We start from the raw sequence: 20,922 nt of genomic DNA, 5'->3' as shown, positions 1-20,922 counted from the left end.
CTCACTTCACGACCGCGGCGGCCAGCTTGGACAGCGGCTCGGCGAGCGCGTTCACCGCGTCCGACAGCTCCTTGCGCTGCTCCTTGCCGACCTTGTCGTAGGAGACGAAGTCGTACGACGCCTTGTCCGGGCGGTAGCTGCCGAGCAGCGTCTCCAGCGCCGTGAACCGCTTGTCCAGGTCCTTCGTCAGGGCCGGGTCGTTCTTCGCGGCGACCGGCTTCAGCAGCTCGTACGCCTTCCGGGCGCCCTCGACGTTGCCCTGGAAGTCGACCAGGTCGGTGTGGGCGTAGCGGTCCTCCTCACCGGTGACCTTGCCGGTGGCGACCTCGTCCAGCAGTTCCTTGGCGCCGTTGGCCATGGAGGTCGGGGTGATCTCGGCCTTGCCGACCCGGCGCTGCCAGTCCTTCAGGTCCGTCACCAGCCGGCCGGCGAGGGCCTTCTCCTCGGCGCCGATCTTCCGGTCGTGCCACAGGGCCTTCTCCAGCCGGTGCCAGCCGGTCCACCGCTGCCCGTCCTCCAGGCCGTCCTCGCGGACGTCGACCTTGGGGTCGATGTCACCGAAGGACTCGGCGACCGGCTCGGTGCGCTCCCAGCCGAGGCGGGAGAGGGCGTACGCCTTCTTCGCGGCCGTCAGGTCGCCGGCCTGGACGGCCTTGGCGAAGGCCTCGGCCTTCGGCACGGTCTCGTCGGCCTGGTCCTGGGCGTACTGGCGGTAGTCGGCGACCGCCCGGTCCAGCCGCGGGTCGCGCTGCGCGGCGGAGCCGCCGCCGGTCACGGTGAGCTTCTGCCGGACGCCGTGGCCCTTCATGCCGGGCCGGCAGGCGATCTCGTACGAGCCGGCCTTCACCTCGGCGGTCAGCGTGTACTTGGTGCCCGGCCCGATGTTCTCCTTCTCGGAGACGATCCGGTCGTCCGGGAAGACGATCTCGACCTCGGTCGCCTTCGCGCCCTTGTTCTCGATCTTCAGTGTCACCTGGCCGGCCGGGACGGAGGTGCGGGAGGTCTCGCAGGTGGAGTCCGCCGCGGTGACCTGGATGGCGTCCCCGTCCTTGGCATCGCTCTTCGCGGTGCAGGCCGAGAGTGCGGTCAGAGCGGCCGCGGTCGCGGCGGCGGTGACGGTCAGTCGGACGGCTCGCATGCAGGCTCCAAGCGGATCTGTTCTGGTGAGGCTGCCCTAACTTACATGAGGCTTACCTCACCCAGACCCCCGCGGTCCGTGATTCTGCTCTCAGCGCCCGGGCCCCCGGGACGGTGGTCCGGACCGCTCCCGGCGCCGGGGCGCCGGACGGGGTGTTTCAATGCCCCGGTGACTGACTACGACGTACTCCGCGTCTTCTGCGGACCGGACGGCGGCTACGGCAACAGGCTGGGCGTCGTCCGGGACGGCTCGGTGCTGCCCGGGCGGGCGGACCGCCAGGCGCTGGCCGGCGAACTCGGCTTCAGCGAGACCGTGTTCGTGGACGACCCCGAGCGCGGAGTGATCGACATCTATACGCCCACCCTGCGGCTGCCGTTCGCCGGTCACCCGTGCGTGGGCACCGCCTGGCTGCTCGACGTGCCCGAACTCGTCACCCCCGCCGGTGTCGTCGGGGTGCGGCTGGACGGCGAGTTCACCTGGATCGAGGCCCGCGCCGAGTGGGCGCCGCCGCGCACCCTGCGCCAGTACCCGGACGCGGCCGCCGTGGACGCGCTTCAAGTCCCGTCGGGGAAGCCGGGGGAACCAGGAGAACCAGGGGAGTGGGTGTACGCATGGGCGTGGGAGGACGAGGCGGCCGGGCGGGTCCGTGCCCGGGGCTTTCCTGGGCGCGTCGACGAGCGCGGCGCCAGCCGCTCCGGTGGAGCCGGTGCTCGCACCGGGGGGATCGACGAGGACGAGGCCACCGGGGCGGCGGCGCTGCTGCTCACCGACCGGCTGGGCCGGGCCCTGAACATCACCCAGGGCCGGGGCTCGCAGATCCTGACCGCGCCGCAGCCGCACGGCTGGACGGAGATCGGCGGGCGGGTCCGGCTGGAGCGCTGAGCCGTACCGGTGTCCGGGTGAGGGCCGGGCGCCCGTCCGGGTGGAACCGCGTGTGCGCGGCAGGGCGAACGGGGACCAGTGGGCGTGACCACTCCGCCTCCCCGAGAGGAGCACCATGCGCATCAGATCAGTCCTGGCCGCGACCGTTCTCGCCGTCGCCCTGGCCGCGACCGGCGCGACGACGGCCGGCGCCCACGGCCGCGACGACGACAGCGACGAGAGCAAGGACCGCGAGGCCGTGTGCAGCGAGTACTCCGGCCAGATCACCTCGCTGGAGAACACCATCTCCTGGGCCGGCACCCACTGCCGGGGCTCCCTGCACTGATGCGGTCCGGGTCCCCCTCGCGCACGCGGCGAGGGGGACCCGGGGCCCGCCGGCCCGCGGTCAGGGCAGGGTGAGGATGTCCGCGCCGGTGTCGGTCACCACCAGCGTGTGCTCGAACTGCGCGGTCCGCTTGCGGTCCTTCGTCACGACCGTCCAGCCGTCGTCCCACATGTCGTACTCGTGGGTGCCCAGCGTCAGCATCGGCTCGATCGTGAACGTCATCCCCGGCTGCATCACCGTCGTCGCGTGCGGACTGTCGTAGTGCGGGACGATCAGCCCGGAGTGGAACGACGAGTTGATGCCGTGCCCGGTGAAGTCCCGCACCACGCCGTAGCCGAAGCGCTTGGCGTAGGACTCGATGACCCGGCCGATGACATTGATCTGCCGGCCCGGCCGCACGGCCTTGATCGCCCGGTTCAGCGCCTCCCGGGTCCGCTCCACCAGCAGCCGCGACTCCTCGTCCACCTCGCCGACCAGGTACGTGGCGTTGTTGTCGCCGTGCACACCGCCGATGTACGCCGTCACGTCGAGGTTGACGATGTCACCGTCCCGCAGGACCGTGGAGTCCGGGATGCCGTGGCAGATGACCTCGTTGACCGAGGTGCACAGCGACTTCGGGAAGCCGCGGTAGCCCAGCGTGGACGGGTAGGCGCCGTGGTCGCACAGGTAGGCGTGGGCGACCGCGTCGAGCCGGTCCGTGGTCACGCCGGGTGCGATGATCTTCGCGGCCTCCTCCATCGCCCGCGCGGCGATACGGCCGGCGATCCGCATCGCCTCGATGGTCTCCGGGGTCTGCACCTCCGGCCCCGTGTACGGCGCCGGCGCGGGCTTGCCGACGTACTCGGGGCGCCGGATGTTTCCGGGGACCGGACGGGTGGGAGACAGCTCCCCTGGTACGAGCAGCGACTGGCCAGACATGCCAGCGAGTCTAACCAGCGGACATGGGGGAACATGTCGGTGGCGAGAGGAGCTGTCCATGGCCCTGTTCAAGAAGCGCACCGCCGGCAAGCCGGGCGAGTGGTACTACTGCCTGGAGCACAAGAAGGTCGAGGAGGGCCCGGACTGCCCGGGCAAGGACCGCTTCGGGCCCTACGCCTCCCCCCAGGAGGCCCGGCACGCGATGGAGACCGCCGCCGAGCGCAACCTCCAGTGGGAGAACGACCCGCGCTGGCACGACGCGTCCGCCGGCCGGGACGGCGACGAGGCCTGACCCGGGCACGTCACCAGGAGGCCGGGGGCGGGGCCGTCAGGGCCTCCGCCAGCCGGGACAGACGGTCCCGGAACCCCCGCCGGGCCCGCGGCGGGCCCGCGTTCTCCCCGGCCGCCGCGCTCACCAGGTGCTGCACGGTGTCCAGGTCCAGCTCCGCGCCTTCCGGCACGGCCAGCGTGTCGTGCGCCAGCGCCGCCAGCTCGCCCCCGCCCGCGCCGAGCGCCAGCACCGTCGCCCCGGCCCGCCGGGCGTCGTGCACCCGCTCCAGCAGCGGCGCCGGCTCCCGCACCGCCACCACCAGCAGGGTCTCGCCGCGCCGCGCCGCCGCGAGCCGGCCCGGACCGACCGCCAGGTGCGGGGGATCACCGGGCCGCGGGTGCTGCCGGACCAGCGTCGGCGCCAGCTCGGGCGTGCCCGACCAGGCCGCCTCGTCCACCAGGTGCGCGGCCAGGTGCCACGGCTCGTACTCCGCCGTGCCCGCCAGCAGCAGCCCGCCGCCGTGCGCCACCACCGACCCGCGCAGCACCCCGGCGAACCGCCGGGTGGCACCCAGCCACTCGGTCCCGGCCAGCACTTCCCGCAGCAACGCGACCCGTACGGCGTCCATGGACCGCATCCTGCCGGAACCGGTCAGTCGTGACCCGGAGTTCACCGGGAATTCGCCCGGACTGGGGAGGGTCCCGGCCCGTCCCGACCCAGGAGCCGCCCGATGACCGACGTCACCGTCCCCTTCCGCGCGGGCCACGAGGGATACGCCTCCTTCCGCATACCCGCGCTCGTCGCCACCGCCTCCGGCACGCTGCTCGCCTTCTGCGAGGGCCGCGCCGACTCCGCCGCCGACCACGGCCGCATCGCCGTCGTGCTGAAACGCTCCACGGACGGCGGCCGCACCTGGGGCCCGCTCCAGGTCGCCGCGGACCACGGACCCGACCTCGCCGGCAACCCGGCCCCGGTCGTCCTGGACACCGGCCGCGTCCTGCTCGTCCACATCCGCGCCGCCGCCTGGGCCACGGAGGCCGCCATCCTGCGCGGACAGGTCCCGGACGCCGACGGCCGCCGGGTCTGGGTGCAGCACAGCGACGACGAGGGCGCCACCTGGTCCGAGCCGAGGGAGATCACCGGGCAGGTGAAGCGGCCGGGCTGGCGCTGGTACGCCACCACCCCCGGCCACGCCCTCCAGCTGGCCTCCGGCCGCGTCCTGGTCCCGGCCAACCACACCGTGGCGCCCGCCGGGACCGACACCGGCGCCGAGGCCAAGTACAACAGCGGACACTGCCTGCTCAGCGACGACCGCGGCGCGAGCTGGTACCTCGGCTACCTGGACGAGAACACCGACGGCTACATCAACGTCAACGAGACCACCGCCGCCGAACTCCCCGACGGCCGCGTCTACCTGAACGCCCGCAACGACTCCCCGTCGCCCGGCAACCGCGCCGACGCCCACTCCGCGGACGGCGGGCGGACCCTCGGCAAGCCCTTCCGGCCGCAGGCCGGGCTCACCGCACCGGTCTGCCAGGCCTCCGTCCTCCAGCTCCGCGACCCCGACCTGCTGCTCTTCTCCGCGCCCGCCGACCCCGCCGCCCGCGCCCTGATGACGATCCGCGCCTCCCGCGACGGCGGCACCACCTGGCGGACCGCGTACACCGTCGACGGACTGCCCGCCGCCTACTCCGACCTGGCCCGCGCCGACCCGCGCACGGTCGGGCTGCTGTACGAGACCGGCGACTTCGGCGCCAACGAGACGATCACCTTCCGCCGGGTGCCGGTGCACCGGCTGACCTGACCCGGTGCCGCCGGCGGCCCGGACGTAGAGTCGGGCCATGACCTCTACCGACAGCGCACAGAAGGCCCCCGCCAAGGACCCCTGGGACCTGCCCGACGTCTCCGGGTACACCGTCGGCGTGCTCGGCGGCACCGGACCGCAGGGCAAGGGCCTCGCCTACCGGCTGGCCCGGGCCGGCCAGAAGGTGATCATCGGCTCCCGCGCCGCCGACCGTGCCCGGGCCGCCGCCGGTGAACTCGGCCACGGCATCGACGGCGCCGACAACGCCGAGACCGCCCGCCGCAGCGACATCGTGATCGTCGCCGTGCCGTGGGAGGGCCACGGCGACACCCTGGCGGCGCTGCGCGGGGAGCTGGCCGGGAAACTGGTCGTGGACTGCGTCAACCCGCTCGGTTTCGACAAGAAGGGCGCCTTCGCGCTCACACCCGAGGAGGGCAGCGCCGCCGAGCAGGCCGCGGCCCTGCTGCCGGACTCCCGGGTCACCGCCGCCTTCCACCACCTGTCGGCCGTCCTGCTCCAGGACCCGGAGATCGAGCGGATCGACACCGACGTCATGGTGCTCGGCGAGGAGCGCGCCGACGTGGAGATCGTGCAGGCGCTGGCCGGCCGCATCCCCGGGATGCGCGGCGTCTTCGCGGGCCGGCTGCGCAACGCCCACCAGGTGGAGTCGCTGGTCGCGAACCTGATCTCCGTCAACCGCCGCTACAAGGCGCACGCCGGGCTGCGGCTGACCGACGTGTGAGCCGCGCGCGGGGCGTGCGGGGGGCATGGGGGACACTGGTCGGTGAAGCACCCGCCGATCCGTGTCCCCGACAGGAGCCACCCGTCATGCCCCGCATCGCCCTCTACCCCCTCGCCGTCTGCGTCCTCGCCGTGGCCGCGGCCGTCGTCTCCTTCGTCCAGGGCAGCTGGCTGGGGATCGTCTGGGTGCTGCTGGCCGGGCTGTCCTCCAACATGACCTGGTACTACGCCAAGCGCGGCCGGACCGCCGCCGGCCGGGACACGTCCGTCACGAGCTGAGCGAGCAGATCTCCGGGGCGTCCTCCCAGAAGCGGTAGTCCGCCTGGCCGCAGTACTGGGAGAGGATGTCCACGTGCAGCGCGCGCAGCAGGGAGTCGACCACGTCGAAGAAGACGTCGTTCACCGCCGGCAGCCACAGCAGCGCGAACACGAACAGCAGCCCGAACGGGGCGAACGGCTCCACCTGCCGCTTCACGTTGTACGACAGCCACGGCTCGAGCACGCCGTACCCGTCCAGGCCCGGCACCGGCAGGAAGTTCAGGATCGCCGCCGTCACCTGGAGCAGCGCCAGGAACGCCAGCGCGTACCGGAAGTCCGCGGGCACGCCGTCCAGCGCGTCCAGCCAGAAGGGCGCCGTGCACACCGCGGCGAACACCACGTTCGTCAGCGGGCCCGCCGCCGAGATCAGGCTGTGCCGCCAGCGGCCCGGGATGCGGTGGCGCTCGATGAACACCGCGCCGCCGGGCAGCCCGATCCCGCCCATGATCACGAACAGCACCGGCAGCACGATGCTCAGCACCGCGTGCGTGTACTTCAGCGGGTTCAGCGTGAGGTAGCCCTTCGCGCCGACCGTGATGTCCCCGCCGTGCAGGGCGGTGCGCGCGTGCGCGTACTCGTGCAGGCACAGGGAGACGATCCAGGCCGCGGTCACGAACAGGAACACCGCGATGCCCGGCCGCTCGGCGAACCCGGTCCAGGTGGCCCAGCCGGTCACCGCCGTCACGGCCAGGATGCCGACGAACACGGGACTGACCTGCCGGTCGCCGTGGCGGGTGGTGGCGGTGGTCATGGGTCGGCTCCTGGGGAAACGAGGACGGGCGGGAAGATCCGAGAGCATACGGGGAAAACGCCTCGCGGTCGCCGCCGGGTTCCTGGAGGGTGGGGGAAGGGCCCGCCCCGGCCCCGGCACCCCCACCACCGTCACCACCTCCCACACCTCCGGAGACAATGGACCCCGTGCGCTATCGGCTGCTCGGCACCACCCAGGCGATCCGTCCCGACGGCACGGCCGTCCCGGTCGGCGGGGCGCGGCTGCGTGCCCTGCTGAGCGTGCTCGCCCTCAGGGCCGGCCGCACCGTGCCGGCGGGCGTCCTCGTGGACGAGGTGTGGGGCGAGGACCCGCCCGCCGACGCCGCCGGTGCCCTCCAGGCGCTCGTCGGCCGGCTCCGGCGGACCCTCGGGGCCTCCGCCGTCGCCTCCGCCGACGGCGGCTACCGGCTCACCGCCGGCCCCGACGACGTCGACCTCGCCCGCTTCGACCGGCTGACCGCCGACGGCCTCGCCGCCCTCGCCGACGGCGACCCGGCGAAGGCCGCCGCCGTCCTCGACGACGCCCTCGGCCTGTGGCACGGGCCCGCCCTCGCCGACCTGCCCGACCGGACCGCCGAGGCGGCCCGCTGGGAGACCCGCCGCCTCGACGCCCTGCGGGCCCGGCACACCGCCGCCCTCGCCCTCGGCCAGGCCGAGCAGGCGCTGCCCGAACTGACCGCCCTGTGCGACGACCACCCGCTGGACGAGCCGCTCCAGGCGCTGCGGCTGCGCGCGCTGCGCGACGCCGGCCGCCCGGCCCAGGCGCTCGCCGCCTACGAGGACGTACGACGGCTGCTCGCGGACCGGCTCGGCTCCGACCCCGGACCCGAACTGCGCGCCCTGCACACCGAGCTGCTGCGCGCGGAACCGCCGGCCCCGGTGAACTCCCCGGCCCCGGCCCGCCCGGGCAACCTGCCCGCCCGGCTCACCTCCTTCGTCGGCCGCGAGAGCGACCTGCGGACCATCGCGGCCGACCTGGCCGGCGCCCGCCTGGTCACCCTCCTCGGCCCCGGCGGCGCCGGGAAGACCCGGCTGTCCCAGGAGGCCGCCGAGGCGGTACGGCACACCGTCCGGGACGGCGTGTGGCTCGCCGAGCTGGCTCCCGTGGACGACCCGGACGCCGTACCGCAGGCCGTGCTCACCGCGATCGGCGCCCGCGAGACCGTGCTGCACGGCGCCGGCGTGGAGAGCATGCGCGCGGTCGGCGACCGGCACGGCGACCCGCTGGAACGGCTTGTGGAGCACTGCGCCCGGCGCCGGATGCTGCTGGTCCTCGACAACTGCGAGCACGTCGTGGATGCCGCCGCCCGGCTCACCGAGACCCTGCTCGCCCGCTGCCCGGAGCTGACCGTCCTCGCCACCAGCCGCGAACCCCTCGGCGTGCCCGGGGAAGTGGTGCGGCCCGTGGAGCCGCTGCCCGAGCCGGTCGCGCTGCGGCTGTTCGCCGAGCGGGGCGCGGCGGCCCGGCCCGGCTTCCGGACCGAGGACGACCCCGAGGCGTGCGCCGAGATCTGCCGCCGCCTGGACGGGCTCCCGCTCGCCATCGAGCTGGCGGCGGCCCGGCTGCGCATGCTCACGCCCCGGCAGATCGCCGGCCGGCTGGACGACCGGTTCCGGCTGCTGACCTCCGGCAGCCGCACCGTGCTGCCCCGGCAGCAGACCCTGAGGGCCGTCGTGGACTGGTCCTGGGACCTGCTGGACGCCGGCGAACGGGACGTCCTGGCCCGGCTGTCGGTGTTCGCCGGCGGCTGCGACCTGGCCGCCGCCGAGGCGGTGTGCGGGCCGGCCGCGCTGGACGCGCTCGGCTCCCTGGTCGACAAGTCCCTGGTGGTGGCCGCGCCCGCGGCCGTCGGCGGCATGCGCTACCGGCTGCTGGAGACCGTCGCCGAGTACGCCGCCGAACGGCTTGCCGAGACCGGCCGCCGCGCTGAGACCGAGCGCGCCCACCTGGCGTACTACCGCGAACTCGCCCGCACCACCGACCCGCTGCTGCGCGGTCCCGAGCAGCGCGCCGCCATCGACCGGTTCCAGGCGGAGTACGAGAACCTGCGCACCGCCCTGCGGCACGCCGTCGCCCTCGGCGACGAGCAGGAGGGGCTGTGCCTGGTCCTGTCGCTGCTGTGGTTCTGGCAGATGCGCGACCAGCGCGTGGAGACCCGCACCTGGTGCCAGGAGGTCATGGCGCTCGGTCCCGACCCGTTCGCCGAACCGGTCCGCCCGGCCGCCCCGGTGTGGCGGCGCTGCACCGACACCCCGCCCCCGTACACCGGTGAGATCCTCGCCGAGGCCCGGCGCGGTGTCCATCTCGCCCATCTGGCCTGCATGGACACCGAGATCGACATCTGGGAGACACCCGAGGCGCAGGCCAAGCTGCGGGCGGTCACCCGGGTCTACGAACCCGGCATGCCGCAGACCTGCCGGCCGCCGGGCCTGCTGTGGTTCTTCGCGGTGCTGCTGACCGGCGGCGTCGACCGGCTGCACGCCATCGTGGACGCCTGTGTGCGCACCTGCCGGGACACCCCGGGCTTCGAATGGGAGCTGGCCGGGGTGCTGCACCTGCGCGCCAACTTCCGTGCCAACCGCACCGCCTGGGCGGGCGACGCCACCCGGGACGCCGACGAGTCCCTGGAGATCTTCCGCCGCCTCGGCGACGCCTGGGGCGCCACCGAGGCGCTGTCCGCGCGCGGCGAGTCCCACGAACGCAAGGGCGCCTACCAGCGGGCCGCCGCCGACTACCGGTCCGCCATCGAGCACGCCGAACGCCTCGGCGCCCGCGGCCAGGTGGCCGTGTTGCGGGCCCGGCTCGGCAGCGTGCTGCTGGAGGCGGGCGACGCCGTGCGCGGCGAGCGGATGCTCCGGGACGTCATCGCCGGCCAGGAGGGCACCTCGCACGAGGCGATGCCGATGGCCCGGCTCTTCCTGGCCGGCTGGCTCGGCCTGACCGACCGCACCGCGGAGGCGCGCGAGGAACTGCGGCGGCTGCGCGAGGAGTTGCCGATCGCGCACTTCGTCGTCGTCTTCGACGCCATGCTGGTGTGCCAGGAAGCGTGGCTGGACGCCCTGGACGAGCGGACCGGGCAGGCCCTCGCCGGAGTCCGCCGGGCGCTGCGCCTCGCCGCCGACCCGCTGTCCGAGGCCATCACCCCGCATCTGAACGCCGTGTGCCTGGCCGTCGCCGCGATGGCCGTCGCCGCCGACGGCCGGGCCGCCGACGCCGCGCGCTGTCTGGCCGCCGCCCAGGCGCTGCTGCCGCCCGGCCACGTCGCCTCCGGCCTGGAACGGCGGGGCCGGGCCCTGATCGAGGCCCGTATCCGGCGCGGACTCGACGACCGGGCGTACCGGGCCGCGTACGCCGAGGGCGGTGGCCTCTCCCTCGCGGAGGCCACCGCCCTGATCTGACCGGCGCGAGCGGTCAGCTCTTGGTGCGGAACTTGTGGACGGCGACCGGGGCCATCACCGCGGTCAGCCCCACGGACCACAGGACCGTCACCCACAGCGGGTGCGCGACCGGCCCGCCCGCCATCAGCCCGCGCGCGCAGTCGGCCAGCGCGGAGAGCGGGTTGTAGTCGGTGAACGCCTGGAGCCAGCCCGGCATCGACGCGGTCGGCGCGAAGATCGAGGAGCCGAACTGCAGCGGCATCAGCACCAGGAAGCCCATGGCCTGCACCGACTGCGCGTTCTTCATCGTGACGCCGAGGGTCAGGAACACCCACATCAGCGCCGAGCCGAACAGCGCGGACAGCGCCACGGAGCCCAGCAGGCCGCTCCAGCTCTCCACGTCGTAGCCCACGAGCAGGGCGACGATCAGCAGCACCACGGTCGCGAACAGCATCCGCATCAGCTCCACCGCGATCTTCGCGACGAGGACGGAGCCGCGCCCGATGGGCAGCGAGCGGAACCGGTCCATGACACCGGAGTTGAAGTCCTGGTTGAAGCCGGTGCCGACTCCCTGGGCCATGTTCATGCCCATCATGGCCAGCAGTCCGGGCACCACGTACTGCACGTACTGGTCCTGCCCGCCGCCCAGCGACTTGCCGATGGAGCCGCCGAAGACGTACACGAACAGCAGGGTGAAGACCACCGGGAACAGGATGGCGTCGAACATCGACTCCGGGTCCTGGCGGATCCACAGCAGGTTGCGGCGGATCAGCGCGCCGGTGTGCCGCAGATGGCCGCGCAGCGGGATCGGCGTGTCGGCCTGCGGGGCGGACGGGGCGAGGGTGGCGGCGCTCATACGGCGACCTCCTGGCGGTCGGGAGCGGTGTCCTGCGGGGCACTGGCACGGTGGCCGGTGAGGGACAGGAACACCTCGTCCAGGCTGGGCAGTTCGGTGGTGATGGAGGACAGGGTGATGCCGCGCGCGGTGACCGCGCCGACCACCGCGGTGAGCTGCTCGTCGCTGAGGACCGGCACCAGCAGGGTCCCGGACTCGGGGTCCACGGTGGTGGCCGCGAGCCCGGTCAGGCCCAGCTCGTCCAGCAGGGCGGCGAGCGGGCGCAGCTCCAGCGGGTCGACCGGGCGGACCCGCAGCGTGCGCCCGCCGACGCGGGCCTTCAGCTCCTCGATGCCGCCGCGCGCGATGACCCGGCCGCGGTCCACCACGGTCAGCTCGGAGGCGAGCTGTTCGGCCTCCTCCATGTACTGGGTGGTGAGCAGCACGGTGACGCCCTCGCCGACCATCGCCTTGACCTCGTCCCACACCTCGTTGCGGGTGCGGGGATCGAGGCCGGTGGTGGGCTCGTCCAGGTACAGCACGGCCGGCCGGCCGATCATCGAGGCGGCCAGGTCCAGCCGGCGCCGCATACCGCCGGAGTAGGTGGCCGCCGGGCGCCGGGCGGCCTCGGTCAGGGAGAACCGTTCCAGCAGTTCGTCGGCGCGGGCCCGGGCGTCCTTGCGGGACAGGTCGAGCAGCCGGCCGATCAGGTAGAGGTTCTCCCAGCCCGGCAGCTTCTCGTCCACGGACGCGTACTGCCCGGTCAGGCCGATGACCCGGCGCAGCTGCCGGGGCTGGCGCACGACGTCGTAGCCGGCCACGGTGGCCTGGCCGGCGTCCGGGGTGATCAGGGTGGACAGGATGCGTACGAGCGTGGTCTTGCCGGCGCCGTTCGGCCCGAGCACACCCATCACGGTGCCCTCGCGCACGTCCAGGTCGACACCGTCCAGCGCCTTGGTCTCGCCGTAGTGCTTGACCAGCCCCCGTACGGTCACGGCGGAGCGTCCGCCGGCGGGGTTGTCGTCGATGCGTGTCATGGGGACGACCCTGCCAGGGCCCGCCGACAAACCGCCGACAGGCCGCCTACAGCGCCGGCGCGGCGGCTGTGGGCGGCCTGTCGGCGCGGGCTCTAGGGTCTGTCGTCAAATGATCTTCGGTCGGGGATCACGGCCGGGTGATACGTCGCCATGGACTGTCCGATTTCGACAAGCAGCTCTACAAGCGGGGCAACGTGGTCGAACGCTGCTTCTCGCCGGATATTCCGCGCGGTTCGCCTCACCTGCCGTCGGGGATGTCCTTTTGGCGGATGTCGGCGAACTCCCACCAGGCGAGCGGAAGCCAGTCTCCGTTGACGAAGCCGTCGACGGAGCCGCCGGTGCCGCGTATGGCCACGCGCGTCCCCTCCGGATACGTGGTGCCGGACAGACCGGAGACCGGGACGAGCAGGGTGCCGAGACGTCGTGACAAGGTTATGGGTCCTTCCGCATGCACAAAGAGGCTATTGCAGTCCCTCCCGTGCAAATCTTCTCATTATGTACCAGTCTGGAGTATGAGGCGCAGCACATGAGGCCGGTCGGACTGCGGGCCGAGACCCTTTTCCCTGTCGGATGCAGCGGCCCCGGCATCGCCGTTCCCCAGCGTGAGCGCACCAGCACACGAGTGGAGGTGCCCGAGGATGAGGGCCGTCGTGTACAAGGGACCGTTCGAAGTAGCGGTCGAGCAAGTGGAAGATCCCCGGATCCAGCACCCGAACGACGTGATCGTCCGGGTCACGTCCACCGCCATCTGCGGTTCGGACCTGCACATGTACGAGGGCCGTACCGCCGCCGAGCCGGGCATCGTCTTCGGCCACGAGAACCTCGGCGTCATCGAGGAGACCGGCGACGGTGTGACCTCGCTCGGCAACGGTGACCGGGTCGTCATGCCCTTCAACGTGGCCTGCGGCTTCTGCAAGAACTGCACGGCCGGTCTCACGGGCTTCTGCGTGACGGTGAACCCGGGCTTCGCCGGCGGCGCCTACGGGTACGTCGCCATGGGGCCCTTCGTGGGCGGTCAGGCCGAGTACGTACGCGTGCCGTACGCCGACTTCAACTGTCTGAAGCTGCCCGAGGGCACCGAGAAGGAGACCGACTTCGTCCTGCTCGCCGACATCTTCCCGACCGGCTACCACGGCAACGAGCTGGCCGACGTACGTCCCGGCGAGAGTGTCGCGGTCTACGGCGGTGGCCCGGTCGGCCTGATGGCGGCCTACTCGGCGATGCTGCGCGGCGCGAGCAAGGTGTTCGTGGTCGACCGGGTCGCGGAACGGCTGCAGAAGGCGGAGGAGATCGGTGCCGTGCCGATCGACTTCACCGAAGGCAGCGCGGTGGAACAGATCAAGGAGCACACCGCGGGCGAAGGCACCGACAAGGGCATCGACGCCGTCGGCTACCAGGCACAGGCGCAGGCTCATCCCGAGGACGGCGAGGACCGGGAGGAACCGGCGACCGTGCTGAACTCGCTCATCGACACGGTCCGCCCGACGGGCGCCCTGGGTGTGCCGGGGCTGTATGTGCCACGCGACCCCGGCGGGCCGGACGAGCAGGCCAAGCAGGGCATGCTGGTCGTCGCCGTCGGGCGTCTCTTCGAGAAGGGGCTGCGTATGGGCACCGGCCAGTGCAACGTCAAGCGGTACAACCGTCAGCTACGCGACTTGATCATCGCTGGGCGTGCGACGCCCAGCTTCGTCGTGTCGCACGAGCTGCCGCTGGAGCAGGCGCCGACGGCGTACGAGAAGTTCGACAAGCGGATCGAGGGCTACACCAAGGTCGTGCTGCACCCGCAGGCCTGAGCGCCCCGTGCCGTTCCCGGTGCCGTGGGACCGTTTTCCCGCAGCGGCCCCGCGGCACCGGCCAGGTCTCCCTGCCCCCGGACCCCGTGGCCCCCATCCGCGCCCTGCCGTCCATGGGGAGTACGCCTCTGTGGCCGCCTCGGCCCTGCCGGCGGCGACCGCCGCCGCCTTCGCCGGGGGCTCGGTCAGGGGGCCCGTCGGCCGTCAGGCCCGCGGTGAGCAGGCAGGCGGAGACCCTCACGGTTTGGGCCGCCGGAGCGGTGAAACCCGGCCTCCGATGCACGTCTCACACATCCGGGAGGGCTCATGGCCACGGGTGAAACAGGCTTCAGCGACCTCGTGTACGACCTCATCTCCGTGCAGTACCACTCGCTGAAGGCCGGGCACGACTACGGCCAGTACGTGCGCGACGCGGAGAACGCGAACAAGGAGGAGATAGCCGAGTTCTTCCGTACCGTCATGGAGCAGGACTCCGGACGCGCGGCCCGCTGTCACCAGTTCCTGGCCGAGCTGTCCGGCACCGAGGAGGCCGGCCCCGCCGTCCGCTGACGACGCCCTGACCGCGCACGAGGGTGCACGAAGGATCTCAAGAGGACGCTCCAGGAATGCGGGCCGCGGCCGAGGCTGCGGTGACCGTCACGGCAGGCGCCGGTCAAGGGTTCCGGTGGTACTCAACCGGCGCTTGGTTCGCGCCGTCCTGGCGGCTCGTCGGATTGCCGCACGCATGCCGGCGACGGCCGGTGCCCAAGCGGTCTCCCGGCGAGAGTTCGCCGAGATCCCTCGCAGCGCAGGGGCGCTCCCCGGGGAACCGCGGGGCCTCGCGACCTCGAGGGCTTCCGTGTGCCGAGGGCGTCGGAGGCGGGGCTGGTCGGAGCCGGTCCGGATGGAGGCGGTACCGGAAGGGCTTGCGGAAATTTTCAAGCACTAGGACACCTCCCGGATGCGGGCGCCGGTGATGCGGCCGTCCGTCACGGTGTAGGTGCCCGTGAACACGCGGACGCTGCCGTCGTCCTGGGTCGCCCGGAGGTCGGCGCGGACCTCGCCGCCGCCGGTGTCGGAGGCGGTCACCTCGACGTGGGCCGTGCCGGCGAAGCCCGCCACCCACTTGGTGTAGGAGCCCTGGTAGAGGCGGGAGCCGCCCAGGGCCCAGGCCGCCGGGTAGTCCCCGGCGTTCAGGTAGTCGTAGTACGTCGTGACGACCGTGCTCGCGTCCTGGGTGTCCGACGGTCCGGGCGTCGGGGTGCCGGTGTCGTACCCGCCGCCGTCCTCCGTGGCGGAGTCGTCACCGGGGTAGGTCTCCGGTGTCTCCGGCGCGGTGGACCCGTCGTCGTACGGCGACGGGACGGTGTCCTGGCCGTCGTCCGTGGGCCAGGGGGAGACCAGGCCGGCGGGCGCGCCGGCCGCCGGGCCGGGGCGGTGGGCGACGGCCACCGCGACCGACACGCCGCCGGCCACCAGGACCGCCGCCAGCGCCCACGGCAGCCAGCGGGGCAGCCGGGTGGCGCCGATCCGCACGTACCCGGTCCGGCCGGCGGTCCCGGCCGGACCGGCGGCGGGGCGCGGCGCGCCGCAGTCCGGGCAGACCGGCCCGCCGGCGTCCGTGACGCGCGCGCCGCACTGAACGCAGAAGCGCATGGTGTCCCGCCCCCGTCTACAGGCCCCGGACGGCTTCTTCGATGGTCACCGCGAGCGAGGCCAGCGCGGCGAACCCGGGTACGGCGTCCACCAGCGCCTTCGCGACCCGGCGCAGCTTGCCCGTCCGGGGCTCCGGCGCGGCCAGCTCCTCGCGCGCGTCCTCGGCGAACTCCGCCAGGTCCGCCCGCTCCGGGTGGTCCGAGCGGCGCACTTCCTCGATGAACCGGGCCAGCAGCTCGCTGACCTCGGCCGGGGTCGGCGCGGGTCCGGGCCCGGCCGACGGCTGCTCCGTGACGCGGAAGTCGACGCGCGCGTTGCTGCCGCTCGCCACCACCGCGTTCCTCACCTGGGCGTTGCCCGTCGCGATGACGCCGTCGTTGCTGCGTCCGTCCATGGGGTCCCCGTTCGTCGTCCGGTGGGCCGCGGCCTCAGTCCGTGTTGGGCCGCGGAATCTTCTTGAGGATGGTGGAGATGCGGGACCTGTCGCCCGAGGCGACCGCGCTCGACTCGACCCTCGCGCCGGCGGTGGCGATGATGCCGTTGTTGATGATGGTCTCCTGACGCTTGATCAGGTCGCCCGCGTCGATGCCGTGGTCCACGGCGAACTCCACCAGGGCGTCCAGGATGCGCCGTTCGGCGGTCTTGAGGACCATGCCGGAGTCGACCTTCTGGAAGTACCGTTGGTGGTCCGTGGCGGAGGCGAGCTGCCGCACGCTCTGGCGCGCTCCGTAGTCGAACATCTTCAGCCGGGTGATCCGCCGGTGCTGCTTGCGCAGCCGGCTGTGCATCCGGAAGTCCGGGAAGAAGCCCGTCACCGCGCGGGCCGGCGAGGCGATCAGCACGAACGGCGTGCTGGCCAGGCTCTGCAGCGCCATCCCGAGGAACTCGCGCGGCGAGGGGGCCGGCATCAGGCTGTCGATGGTCCGGTAGCGGTCCAGCAGCGGGCACAGCACGGTGGGCAGGGCCTCCACGAACAGGTTGGAGTCCGAGCGCACGAGCCGCAGGAACAGCGAGGTGACCAGTTCGCCGCCCCAGCCCGAGGAGTGCGTGACGAGATAGACGCGCGCGGTCTCCTCCGGGGCCCGCTTCAGCGCGTCGAGCCGGTCCCGGCCGATCTGGGCCACGGGACGGCCGAGCGGGTCCGGCAGGAACCGGGGGTCGCCCAGCACCGCCGTGCCCTCCACGAAGACCCGCTCCTGAAGCTCCAGGCAGGGCAGCGACAGCTCGCCGACCCGCCGGGCGATGTGCGCGTACAGGTCCGCGACGTCGAACTCCCGGGGCGCCACGCCGTCGTGTCCCGGCGCGGTCACGTCGAAGCTCAGCGACCAGGAGTCCAGTTCCTGGCCGTATCCGGTGAACGGCGAGAAGTCGCTGTAGACGGTGAGGTTGCCGTGCGCGTACTCGTCGATCTGGCGCAGGCGCCGGGCGGCGGAGTCGTTGGGCGGCGGCGGTGCCTGGGCCGGGTCGAAGCGGTCCGGGCGCAGCCGCTGGAGGTGTTCGCCGTACTGGGTGGAGAGCGCGAACCCCAGCGTCGTCAGCCAGCCGAACACGAACAGCAGGAACGCCGCCAGGCCGCTGCCCATCAGCCAGCCGACGACCAGGATCACGAACTCGGCCGCCAGCAGCAGGTCCCGGGCGTGCCGCCGGGCGTTGGCCTGGTAGGCGTGCCGCAGGACCACGGGCACGTCACAGCCGGGAGCCGGTGCCACGCCGAGGTGCGGTTCGGCGGCGATGTCCCGGATGAGCGAGTCGGCGTACGGCCGGTCCAGGTAGACGGCCGCGCACATGTAGCGGGTCAGGTCCCGGCCGCCGGTCCAGCGCGGGACGGTGAGGCCGTGGGCCGGGCGGGCCGCGGGCGGCGGGCCGGCCGCGGTCAGTGCGGATCCGCACTCGCCGCAGAAGGCCGCGCCCGGCACGGCGGCGGCGGAACAAGCGGAACAGGCGGTCTGAAGCTGGGCCATCGTCGCTCCCCCGAATGTGAGACGTCCCACATCGTCAAGTGCACCACCCGGACAGCGTCAGGGGAGCCCCCGGCGGGTTTTCGACGCCACTCCGTTACCCGGAGTTCGAGCCAACTCCCTTGCGAACGGAGAAAGTTGTGGCCAAAGGTGCGGGGCGGCCGGCCGGGTGCCACCGGAGGCCGGCCGGGTCGCCACCGGAAAAGGGACAGCCCGCCGACGGGGGAAGATCGGCGGGCTGTCCGCGGTGGTGCCGCGATGGTCCGGCGGCCGGGGCGCTCCCGGGCCGGGGTGCTCCCGGGCTCGGGCGGGCCCTAGTGGACGGAGTGCTCCGGGGCCGGGAAGGTGCCGCCGACGACGTCCTCGGCGAACGCCTGGGCCGCGCCGGTCATGACCGCGCGCAGGTCGGCGTACTGCTTGACGAACTTCGGCACCCGGCCCGACGTCAGCCCCAGCATGTCGGTCCACACCAGCACCTGCGCGTCCGTCTCCGGTCCCGCGCCGATGCCGACCGTCGGGATGTGCAGCACGCGCGTCACCTCGGCCGCCAGCTCCGCCGGCACCAGCTCCAGCACCACCGCGAACGCGCCCGCGTCCTGCACGGCCTTCGCGTCCCGCAGCAGCTGCGCCGCCGCCTCCTCGCCGCGGCCCTGCACGCGGTAGCCCATCGCGTTGACGGACTGCGGGGTCAGCCCGATGTGGGCCATGACCGGGATGCCGGACTCCACCAGCAGCCGGATCTGCTCGTGCGAGCGCTCGCCGCCCTCCAGCTTGACCGCGCCGACCCCGGCCTCCTTCACCAGCCGGGTCGCCGAGCGCAGCGCCTGCACCGGACCCTCCTGGTAGGAGCCGAACGGCAGGTCGCCGACGATGAGGGCGCGCCCCGTGCCGCGGACGACGGCGGCCGAGAGCATGGTCATCTCGTCCAGCGTGACGGGTACGGTGGTCTCGTACCCGAGGTGACAGTTGCCGGCCGAGTCGCCGACCAGGATCACCGGGATGCCGGCCTCGTCGAAGACGGACGCGGTCATCGCGTCGTAGGCGGTGAGCATGGGCCACTTCTCGCCCCGCTCCTTGGCGAGCGTGATGTCGCGGACGGTGATGCGGCGGGTGCCCTTTCCTCCGTACAGCGCCTTGCTGCCGTCGGAGGGGTTCGTGCGGGCAGCCGAAAGCTGCGTCATGGCAACGGCTCCTTCAGTCATCTCGGGGCGCCCTGACGGCGTCCCCGGATCGTCTCCATGGTGGCACCTCGTACCGGCGGCGACCAGGGGGACCCCCTGTGAGTCACGCTGCGTAAGGCGTTGGCAAAGAATTAAGATACGAGACCGTTCCGTATCGGAATGATCGTAGGCTCGGGGTCATGACAAGTCCCGTCCCTGTCTCCCGCATACCGGAAGACGTGCACCGGCGCCGCTGGGCGATCCTCGGCGTACTGATGCTGAGCCTGCTCATCGTCGTACTCGACAACTCGATCCTGAACGTCGCCATCAAGACCATCGCGACCCCGGCGCCGACCGGCCTCGGTGCCAGCCAGGGCCAGATCGAGTGGGCGATCAACTCCTACACCCTGGTCTTCGCCGGCCTGCTGTTCACCTCCGGGCTCATCGGCGACCGGATCGGCCGCAAGAAGGTGCTGCTCGGCGGCATCCTCGTGTTCGGCATCGGCTCCGCGCTCGCCGCCGAGTCCGGCTCGCCCGGCCAGCTGATCGCCTACCGCGCGCTGATGGCCCTCGGCGCCGCCTTCGTGATGCCGGCCACCCTGGCCGTGCTGATGAACGTCTTCGAACGCCACGAGCAGCCCAAGGCCATCGGCATCTGGGCCGGCGGCGTCGGCCTCGCCATCGCCATCGGCCCGATCACCGGCGGCGCGCTCCTCGACCACTTCTGGTGGGGCTCGGTCTTCTTCGTCAACGTGCCCATCGTGATCGTCGCGCTCGTCCTGATGGCCTGGCTGGTGCCCGACTCCCGCGATCCCCGGCCCGGCCGCCTCGACCCCGTCGGCGTGGTCCTGTCCGTCGTCGGCCTGGTGCTGCTGGTCTACGGCATCATCAAGGGCGGCGAACTGGCCGACTTCACCGACGCCAAGGTGCTGGCGACCATCGCCGCCGGAGTCCTCGTGCTGGTCGCCTTCGTCCTCTTCGAGAAGCGCAGCGACCACCCGTCGCTGGACGTCAGCTACTTCAGGAACAAGGCCTTCTCGGCCGCCATGAGCGCCATCGCGCTGGTCTTCTTCGCGCTGATGGGCGTCACCTTCTTCGGCGTCTTCTACACCCAGAGCGTGCGCGGCTACTCGCCGCTGGAGTCCGGCGTGCTGATGCTGCCGCTCGCCCTCGCCCAGCTCGTCTTCGCGCCGCGCGCCCGGCTGGTGGTCGACCGGTTCGGCAACCGGGCCACCACCACCGCCGGTCTGCTGCTGATCGCGGCGACGCTGGCCGCGTTCGCCGGGTTCGAGGCCGACACGCCGATCTGGCTGCTGGAGGTCGTCTTCTTCCTCATGGGCACCGGCATGGCGCACATCATGACGCCCACCTCGGTCGTGATCATGCAGGCCCTGCCGCGCGAGAAGGCCGGCTCCGCCTCCGCGCTCAGCAACACCTTCCGCCAGGTCGGCGGCGCCCTCGGCATCGCCGTCCTCGGCTCGGTCCTCGCCACGTCCTACCGCAACGGCATCGAGGACAAGCTGGGCGCGCTGCCGCCCGGCCTGCGCGACACCGCCGCCGAGTCCATCGAGTCCACCCTGGGCATCGCCGAGAAGCTGGGCCCGCGGGGCCAGGCCCTCGTCGGCCCGGCCCACGACGCGTTCCTGCACGCCATGCACATCACCGCGCTGTGCGGTACGGGCGTCGCGCTGGTCGGCGCCGTGGTGACGGCCCTGTTCCTGCCGGGCAGGCCGCCGGCCGGCCGGCAGGACGAGCAGGAACGGGAACTGGTCGCCACGGCGGACTGACCCGGGCACGGCGACCGACGGGAGCGGGCCCTGCGGGAGCGGGTCTGCGGGGAACGCCTCCTGCGGGAAGCGTCCCTGCCGGGAAGCGCCGCTCCAGGGGATTACCCCTACGGGAAGTGACACTACGGGGGAAGGGGGGCCGCTGCGGGACGATCCCGCAGGCGCGGGACG

Annotated in this window: 21 protein-coding genes; 10 read left to right on the top strand and 11 right to left on the bottom strand. The window is 72.9% G+C overall.

Annotated features, from left to right (window positions below):
* Position 1 precedes the first annotated feature (1 nt).
* Complete coding sequence (gene efeO / locus ACH4OA_RS31655) at positions 2–1,138, bottom strand: iron uptake system protein EfeO (RefSeq protein ID WP_397972766.1); 1,137 nt, start codon at positions 1,136–1,138, stop codon at positions 2–4.
* Between the two features lie 168 nt (positions 1,139–1,306).
* Between efeO and ACH4OA_RS31650 the strand changes: the two genes are divergently transcribed.
* Positions 1,307–2,020, top strand: coding sequence for a PhzF family phenazine biosynthesis protein (locus ACH4OA_RS31650; protein ID WP_397972764.1), 714 nt, complete (start codon positions 1,307–1,309; stop codon positions 2,018–2,020).
* 115 nt (positions 2,021–2,135) lie between these two features.
* Positions 2,136–2,345 carry a hypothetical protein gene (locus ACH4OA_RS31645; protein ID WP_365878308.1) on the top strand — a complete coding sequence of 70 codons (210 nt, stop codon included), beginning with the start codon at positions 2,136–2,138 and terminating at the stop codon, positions 2,343–2,345.
* A gap of 60 nt (positions 2,346–2,405) precedes the next feature.
* On the opposite strand, the gene map is transcribed toward ACH4OA_RS31645, so the two are convergent.
* Positions 2,406–3,263: a type I methionyl aminopeptidase gene (gene map / locus ACH4OA_RS31640; RefSeq protein WP_365878310.1), complete on the bottom strand. Its 858-nt coding sequence runs from the start codon at positions 3,261–3,263 to the stop codon at positions 2,406–2,408.
* Positions 3,264–3,321: 58 nt separating this feature from the next.
* Here map and ACH4OA_RS31635 point away from each other — a divergent pair, with 58 nt between their 5' ends.
* Positions 3,322–3,555: a hypothetical protein gene (locus tag ACH4OA_RS31635; RefSeq protein ID WP_397943374.1), complete on the top strand. Its 234-nt coding sequence runs from the start codon at positions 3,322–3,324 to the stop codon at positions 3,553–3,555.
* A gap of 10 nt (positions 3,556–3,565) precedes the next feature.
* Here ACH4OA_RS31635 and ACH4OA_RS31630 read toward each other — a convergent pair whose 3' ends face one another.
* Positions 3,566–4,162 (bottom strand): hypothetical protein, encoded by a 597-nt coding sequence (locus ACH4OA_RS31630; RefSeq protein WP_397943376.1) that lies wholly within the window; start codon positions 4,160–4,162, stop codon positions 3,566–3,568.
* 102 nt (positions 4,163–4,264) lie between these two features.
* Between ACH4OA_RS31630 and ACH4OA_RS31625 the strand changes: the two genes are divergently transcribed.
* The 3 genes from ACH4OA_RS31625 (at position 4,265) to ACH4OA_RS31615 (ending at position 6,358) form a co-directional block, all read left to right on the top strand.
* The gene (locus ACH4OA_RS31625; protein ID WP_397972761.1) at positions 4,265–5,338 is read left to right on the top strand and encodes an exo-alpha-sialidase; all 1,074 of its coding nucleotides are present in this window, start codon (positions 4,265–4,267) and stop codon (positions 5,336–5,338) included.
* Positions 5,339–5,375: 37 nt separating this feature from the next.
* Positions 5,376–6,080, top strand: a complete 705-nt coding sequence (gene npdG, locus ACH4OA_RS31620) for an NADPH-dependent F420 reductase (protein WP_365878318.1) — start codon at positions 5,376–5,378, stop codon at positions 6,078–6,080.
* Positions 6,081–6,166: 86 nt separating this feature from the next.
* The gene (locus ACH4OA_RS31615) at positions 6,167–6,358 is read left to right on the top strand and encodes a hypothetical protein (protein ID WP_365878320.1); all 192 of its coding nucleotides are present in this window, start codon (positions 6,167–6,169) and stop codon (positions 6,356–6,358) included.
* Here the strand turns inward: ACH4OA_RS31615 and ACH4OA_RS31610 are convergent.
* A complete protein-coding gene (locus ACH4OA_RS31610) occupies positions 6,348–7,148 on the bottom strand; it encodes a site-2 protease family protein (protein ID WP_365878321.1) in 801 nt (266 codons plus the stop codon). The genes ACH4OA_RS31615 and ACH4OA_RS31610 overlap by 11 nt on opposite strands.
* A 158-nt stretch (positions 7,149–7,306) precedes the next feature.
* Between ACH4OA_RS31610 and ACH4OA_RS31605 the strand changes: the two genes are divergently transcribed.
* A complete protein-coding gene (locus tag ACH4OA_RS31605; RefSeq protein WP_397943382.1) occupies positions 7,307–10,567 on the top strand; it encodes a BTAD domain-containing putative transcriptional regulator in 3,261 nt (1,086 codons plus the stop codon).
* A 13-nt stretch (positions 10,568–10,580) separates the two neighbouring features.
* Here the strand turns inward: ACH4OA_RS31605 and ACH4OA_RS31600 are convergent, their stop codons facing one another.
* The 3 genes from ACH4OA_RS31600 to ACH4OA_RS31590 form a co-directional block, all read right to left on the bottom strand.
* A complete protein-coding gene (locus ACH4OA_RS31600; RefSeq protein WP_397943384.1) occupies positions 10,581–11,402 on the bottom strand; it encodes an ABC transporter permease in 822 nt (273 codons plus the stop codon).
* A complete protein-coding gene (locus ACH4OA_RS31595) occupies positions 11,399–12,418 on the bottom strand; it encodes an ATP-binding cassette domain-containing protein (RefSeq protein WP_365878327.1) in 1,020 nt (339 codons plus the stop codon). Before ACH4OA_RS31595 ends, ACH4OA_RS31600 begins: the two co-directional genes overlap by 4 nt.
* Positions 12,419–12,656: 238 nt before the next feature.
* The gene (locus tag ACH4OA_RS31590) at positions 12,657–12,848 is read right to left on the bottom strand and encodes a hypothetical protein (protein ID WP_397972758.1); all 192 of its coding nucleotides are present in this window, start codon (positions 12,846–12,848) and stop codon (positions 12,657–12,659) included.
* A 208-nt stretch (positions 12,849–13,056) separates the two neighbouring features.
* On the opposite strand from ACH4OA_RS31590, the gene ACH4OA_RS31585 reads away from it, so the two are divergent.
* Both ACH4OA_RS31585 and ACH4OA_RS31580 read left to right on the top strand, forming a co-directional pair.
* Positions 13,057–14,211: a glutathione-independent formaldehyde dehydrogenase gene (locus ACH4OA_RS31585; protein WP_365879671.1), complete on the top strand. Its 1,155-nt coding sequence runs from the start codon at positions 13,057–13,059 to the stop codon at positions 14,209–14,211.
* A 306-nt stretch (positions 14,212–14,517) separates the two neighbouring features.
* Positions 14,518–14,760 carry an acyl carrier protein gene (locus ACH4OA_RS31580; RefSeq protein ID WP_365879669.1) on the top strand — a complete coding sequence of 81 codons (243 nt, stop codon included), beginning with the start codon at positions 14,518–14,520 and terminating at the stop codon, positions 14,758–14,760.
* Between the two features lie 375 nt (positions 14,761–15,135).
* Here the strand turns inward: ACH4OA_RS31580 and ACH4OA_RS31575 are convergent, their stop codons facing one another.
* The 4 genes from ACH4OA_RS31575 to panB form a co-directional block, all read right to left on the bottom strand.
* On the bottom strand, positions 15,136–15,846 hold the full coding sequence (locus ACH4OA_RS31575) for a hypothetical protein (protein ID WP_397945681.1): 711 nt from the start codon (positions 15,844–15,846) through the stop codon (positions 15,136–15,138).
* Positions 15,847–15,862: 16 nt separating this feature from the next.
* Positions 15,863–16,240 (bottom strand): hypothetical protein, encoded by a 378-nt coding sequence (locus ACH4OA_RS31570; protein ID WP_397943389.1) that lies wholly within the window; start codon positions 16,238–16,240, stop codon positions 15,863–15,865.
* A 34-nt stretch (positions 16,241–16,274) separates the two neighbouring features.
* The gene (locus ACH4OA_RS31565) at positions 16,275–17,807 is read right to left on the bottom strand and encodes a zinc ribbon domain-containing protein (protein WP_397945682.1); all 1,533 of its coding nucleotides are present in this window, start codon (positions 17,805–17,807) and stop codon (positions 16,275–16,277) included.
* 311 nt (positions 17,808–18,118) lie between these two features.
* On the bottom strand, positions 18,119–18,985 hold the full coding sequence (gene panB, locus ACH4OA_RS31560; protein WP_397945683.1) for a 3-methyl-2-oxobutanoate hydroxymethyltransferase: 867 nt from the start codon (positions 18,983–18,985) through the stop codon (positions 18,119–18,121).
* Positions 18,986–19,164: 179 nt separating this feature from the next.
* Here panB and ACH4OA_RS31555 point away from each other — a divergent pair, with 179 nt between their 5' ends.
* On the top strand, positions 19,165–20,751 hold the full coding sequence (locus tag ACH4OA_RS31555) for an MFS transporter (protein ID WP_397943394.1): 1,587 nt from the start codon (positions 19,165–19,167) through the stop codon (positions 20,749–20,751).
* The last annotated feature ends 171 nt before the right edge of the window (positions 20,752–20,922 follow it).

The sequence above is a fragment of the Streptomyces sp. NPDC017095 genome, assembly GCF_044332325.1.
In the GTDB taxonomy this organism is placed as follows: Bacteria; Actinomycetota; Actinomycetes; order Streptomycetales; family Streptomycetaceae; genus Streptomyces.
This window is presented reverse-complemented; position numbering and strand designations above follow the sequence as displayed.

Bases quoted from the DNA above. Each gene is read 5' to 3' on its own strand.
- efeO (WP_397972766.1), bottom strand. From the start codon at position 1,138: ATGCGAGCCGTCCGACTGACCGTCACCGCCGCCGCGACCGCGGCCGCT.
- ACH4OA_RS31645 (WP_365878308.1), top strand. From the start codon at position 2,136: ATGCGCATCAGATCAGTCCTGGCCGCGACCGTTCTCGCCGTCGCCCTG.
- map (WP_365878310.1), bottom strand. From the start codon at position 3,263: ATGTCTGGCCAGTCGCTGCTCGTACCAGGGGAGCTGTCTCCCACCCGT.
- ACH4OA_RS31635 (WP_397943374.1), top strand. From the start codon at position 3,322: ATGGCCCTGTTCAAGAAGCGCACCGCCGGCAAGCCGGGCGAGTGGTAC.
- ACH4OA_RS31630 (WP_397943376.1), bottom strand. From the start codon at position 4,162: ATGGACGCCGTACGGGTCGCGTTGCTGCGGGAAGTGCTGGCCGGGACC.
- ACH4OA_RS31625 (WP_397972761.1), top strand. From the start codon at position 4,265: ATGACCGACGTCACCGTCCCCTTCCGCGCGGGCCACGAGGGATACGCC.
- npdG (WP_365878318.1), top strand. From the start codon at position 5,376: ATGACCTCTACCGACAGCGCACAGAAGGCCCCCGCCAAGGACCCCTGG.
- ACH4OA_RS31615 (WP_365878320.1), top strand. From the start codon at position 6,167: ATGCCCCGCATCGCCCTCTACCCCCTCGCCGTCTGCGTCCTCGCCGTG.
- ACH4OA_RS31610 (WP_365878321.1), bottom strand. From the start codon at position 7,148: ATGACCACCGCCACCACCCGCCACGGCGACCGGCAGGTCAGTCCCGTG.
- ACH4OA_RS31605 (WP_397943382.1), top strand. From the start codon at position 7,307: ATGGACCCCGTGCGCTATCGGCTGCTCGGCACCACCCAGGCGATCCGT.
- ACH4OA_RS31600 (WP_397943384.1), bottom strand. From the start codon at position 11,402: ATGAGCGCCGCCACCCTCGCCCCGTCCGCCCCGCAGGCCGACACGCCG.
- ACH4OA_RS31595 (WP_365878327.1), bottom strand. From the start codon at position 12,418: ATGACACGCATCGACGACAACCCCGCCGGCGGACGCTCCGCCGTGACC.
- ACH4OA_RS31585 (WP_365879671.1), top strand. From the start codon at position 13,057: ATGAGGGCCGTCGTGTACAAGGGACCGTTCGAAGTAGCGGTCGAGCAA.
- ACH4OA_RS31580 (WP_365879669.1), top strand. From the start codon at position 14,518: ATGGCCACGGGTGAAACAGGCTTCAGCGACCTCGTGTACGACCTCATC.
- ACH4OA_RS31575 (WP_397945681.1), bottom strand. From the start codon at position 15,846: ATGCGCTTCTGCGTTCAGTGCGGCGCGCGCGTCACGGACGCCGGCGGG.
- ACH4OA_RS31570 (WP_397943389.1), bottom strand. From the start codon at position 16,240: ATGGACGGACGCAGCAACGACGGCGTCATCGCGACGGGCAACGCCCAG.
- ACH4OA_RS31565 (WP_397945682.1), bottom strand. From the start codon at position 17,807: ATGGCCCAGCTTCAGACCGCCTGTTCCGCTTGTTCCGCCGCCGCCGTG.
- panB (WP_397945683.1), bottom strand. From the start codon at position 18,985: ATGACGCAGCTTTCGGCTGCCCGCACGAACCCCTCCGACGGCAGCAAG.
- ACH4OA_RS31555 (WP_397943394.1), top strand. From the start codon at position 19,165: ATGACAAGTCCCGTCCCTGTCTCCCGCATACCGGAAGACGTGCACCGG.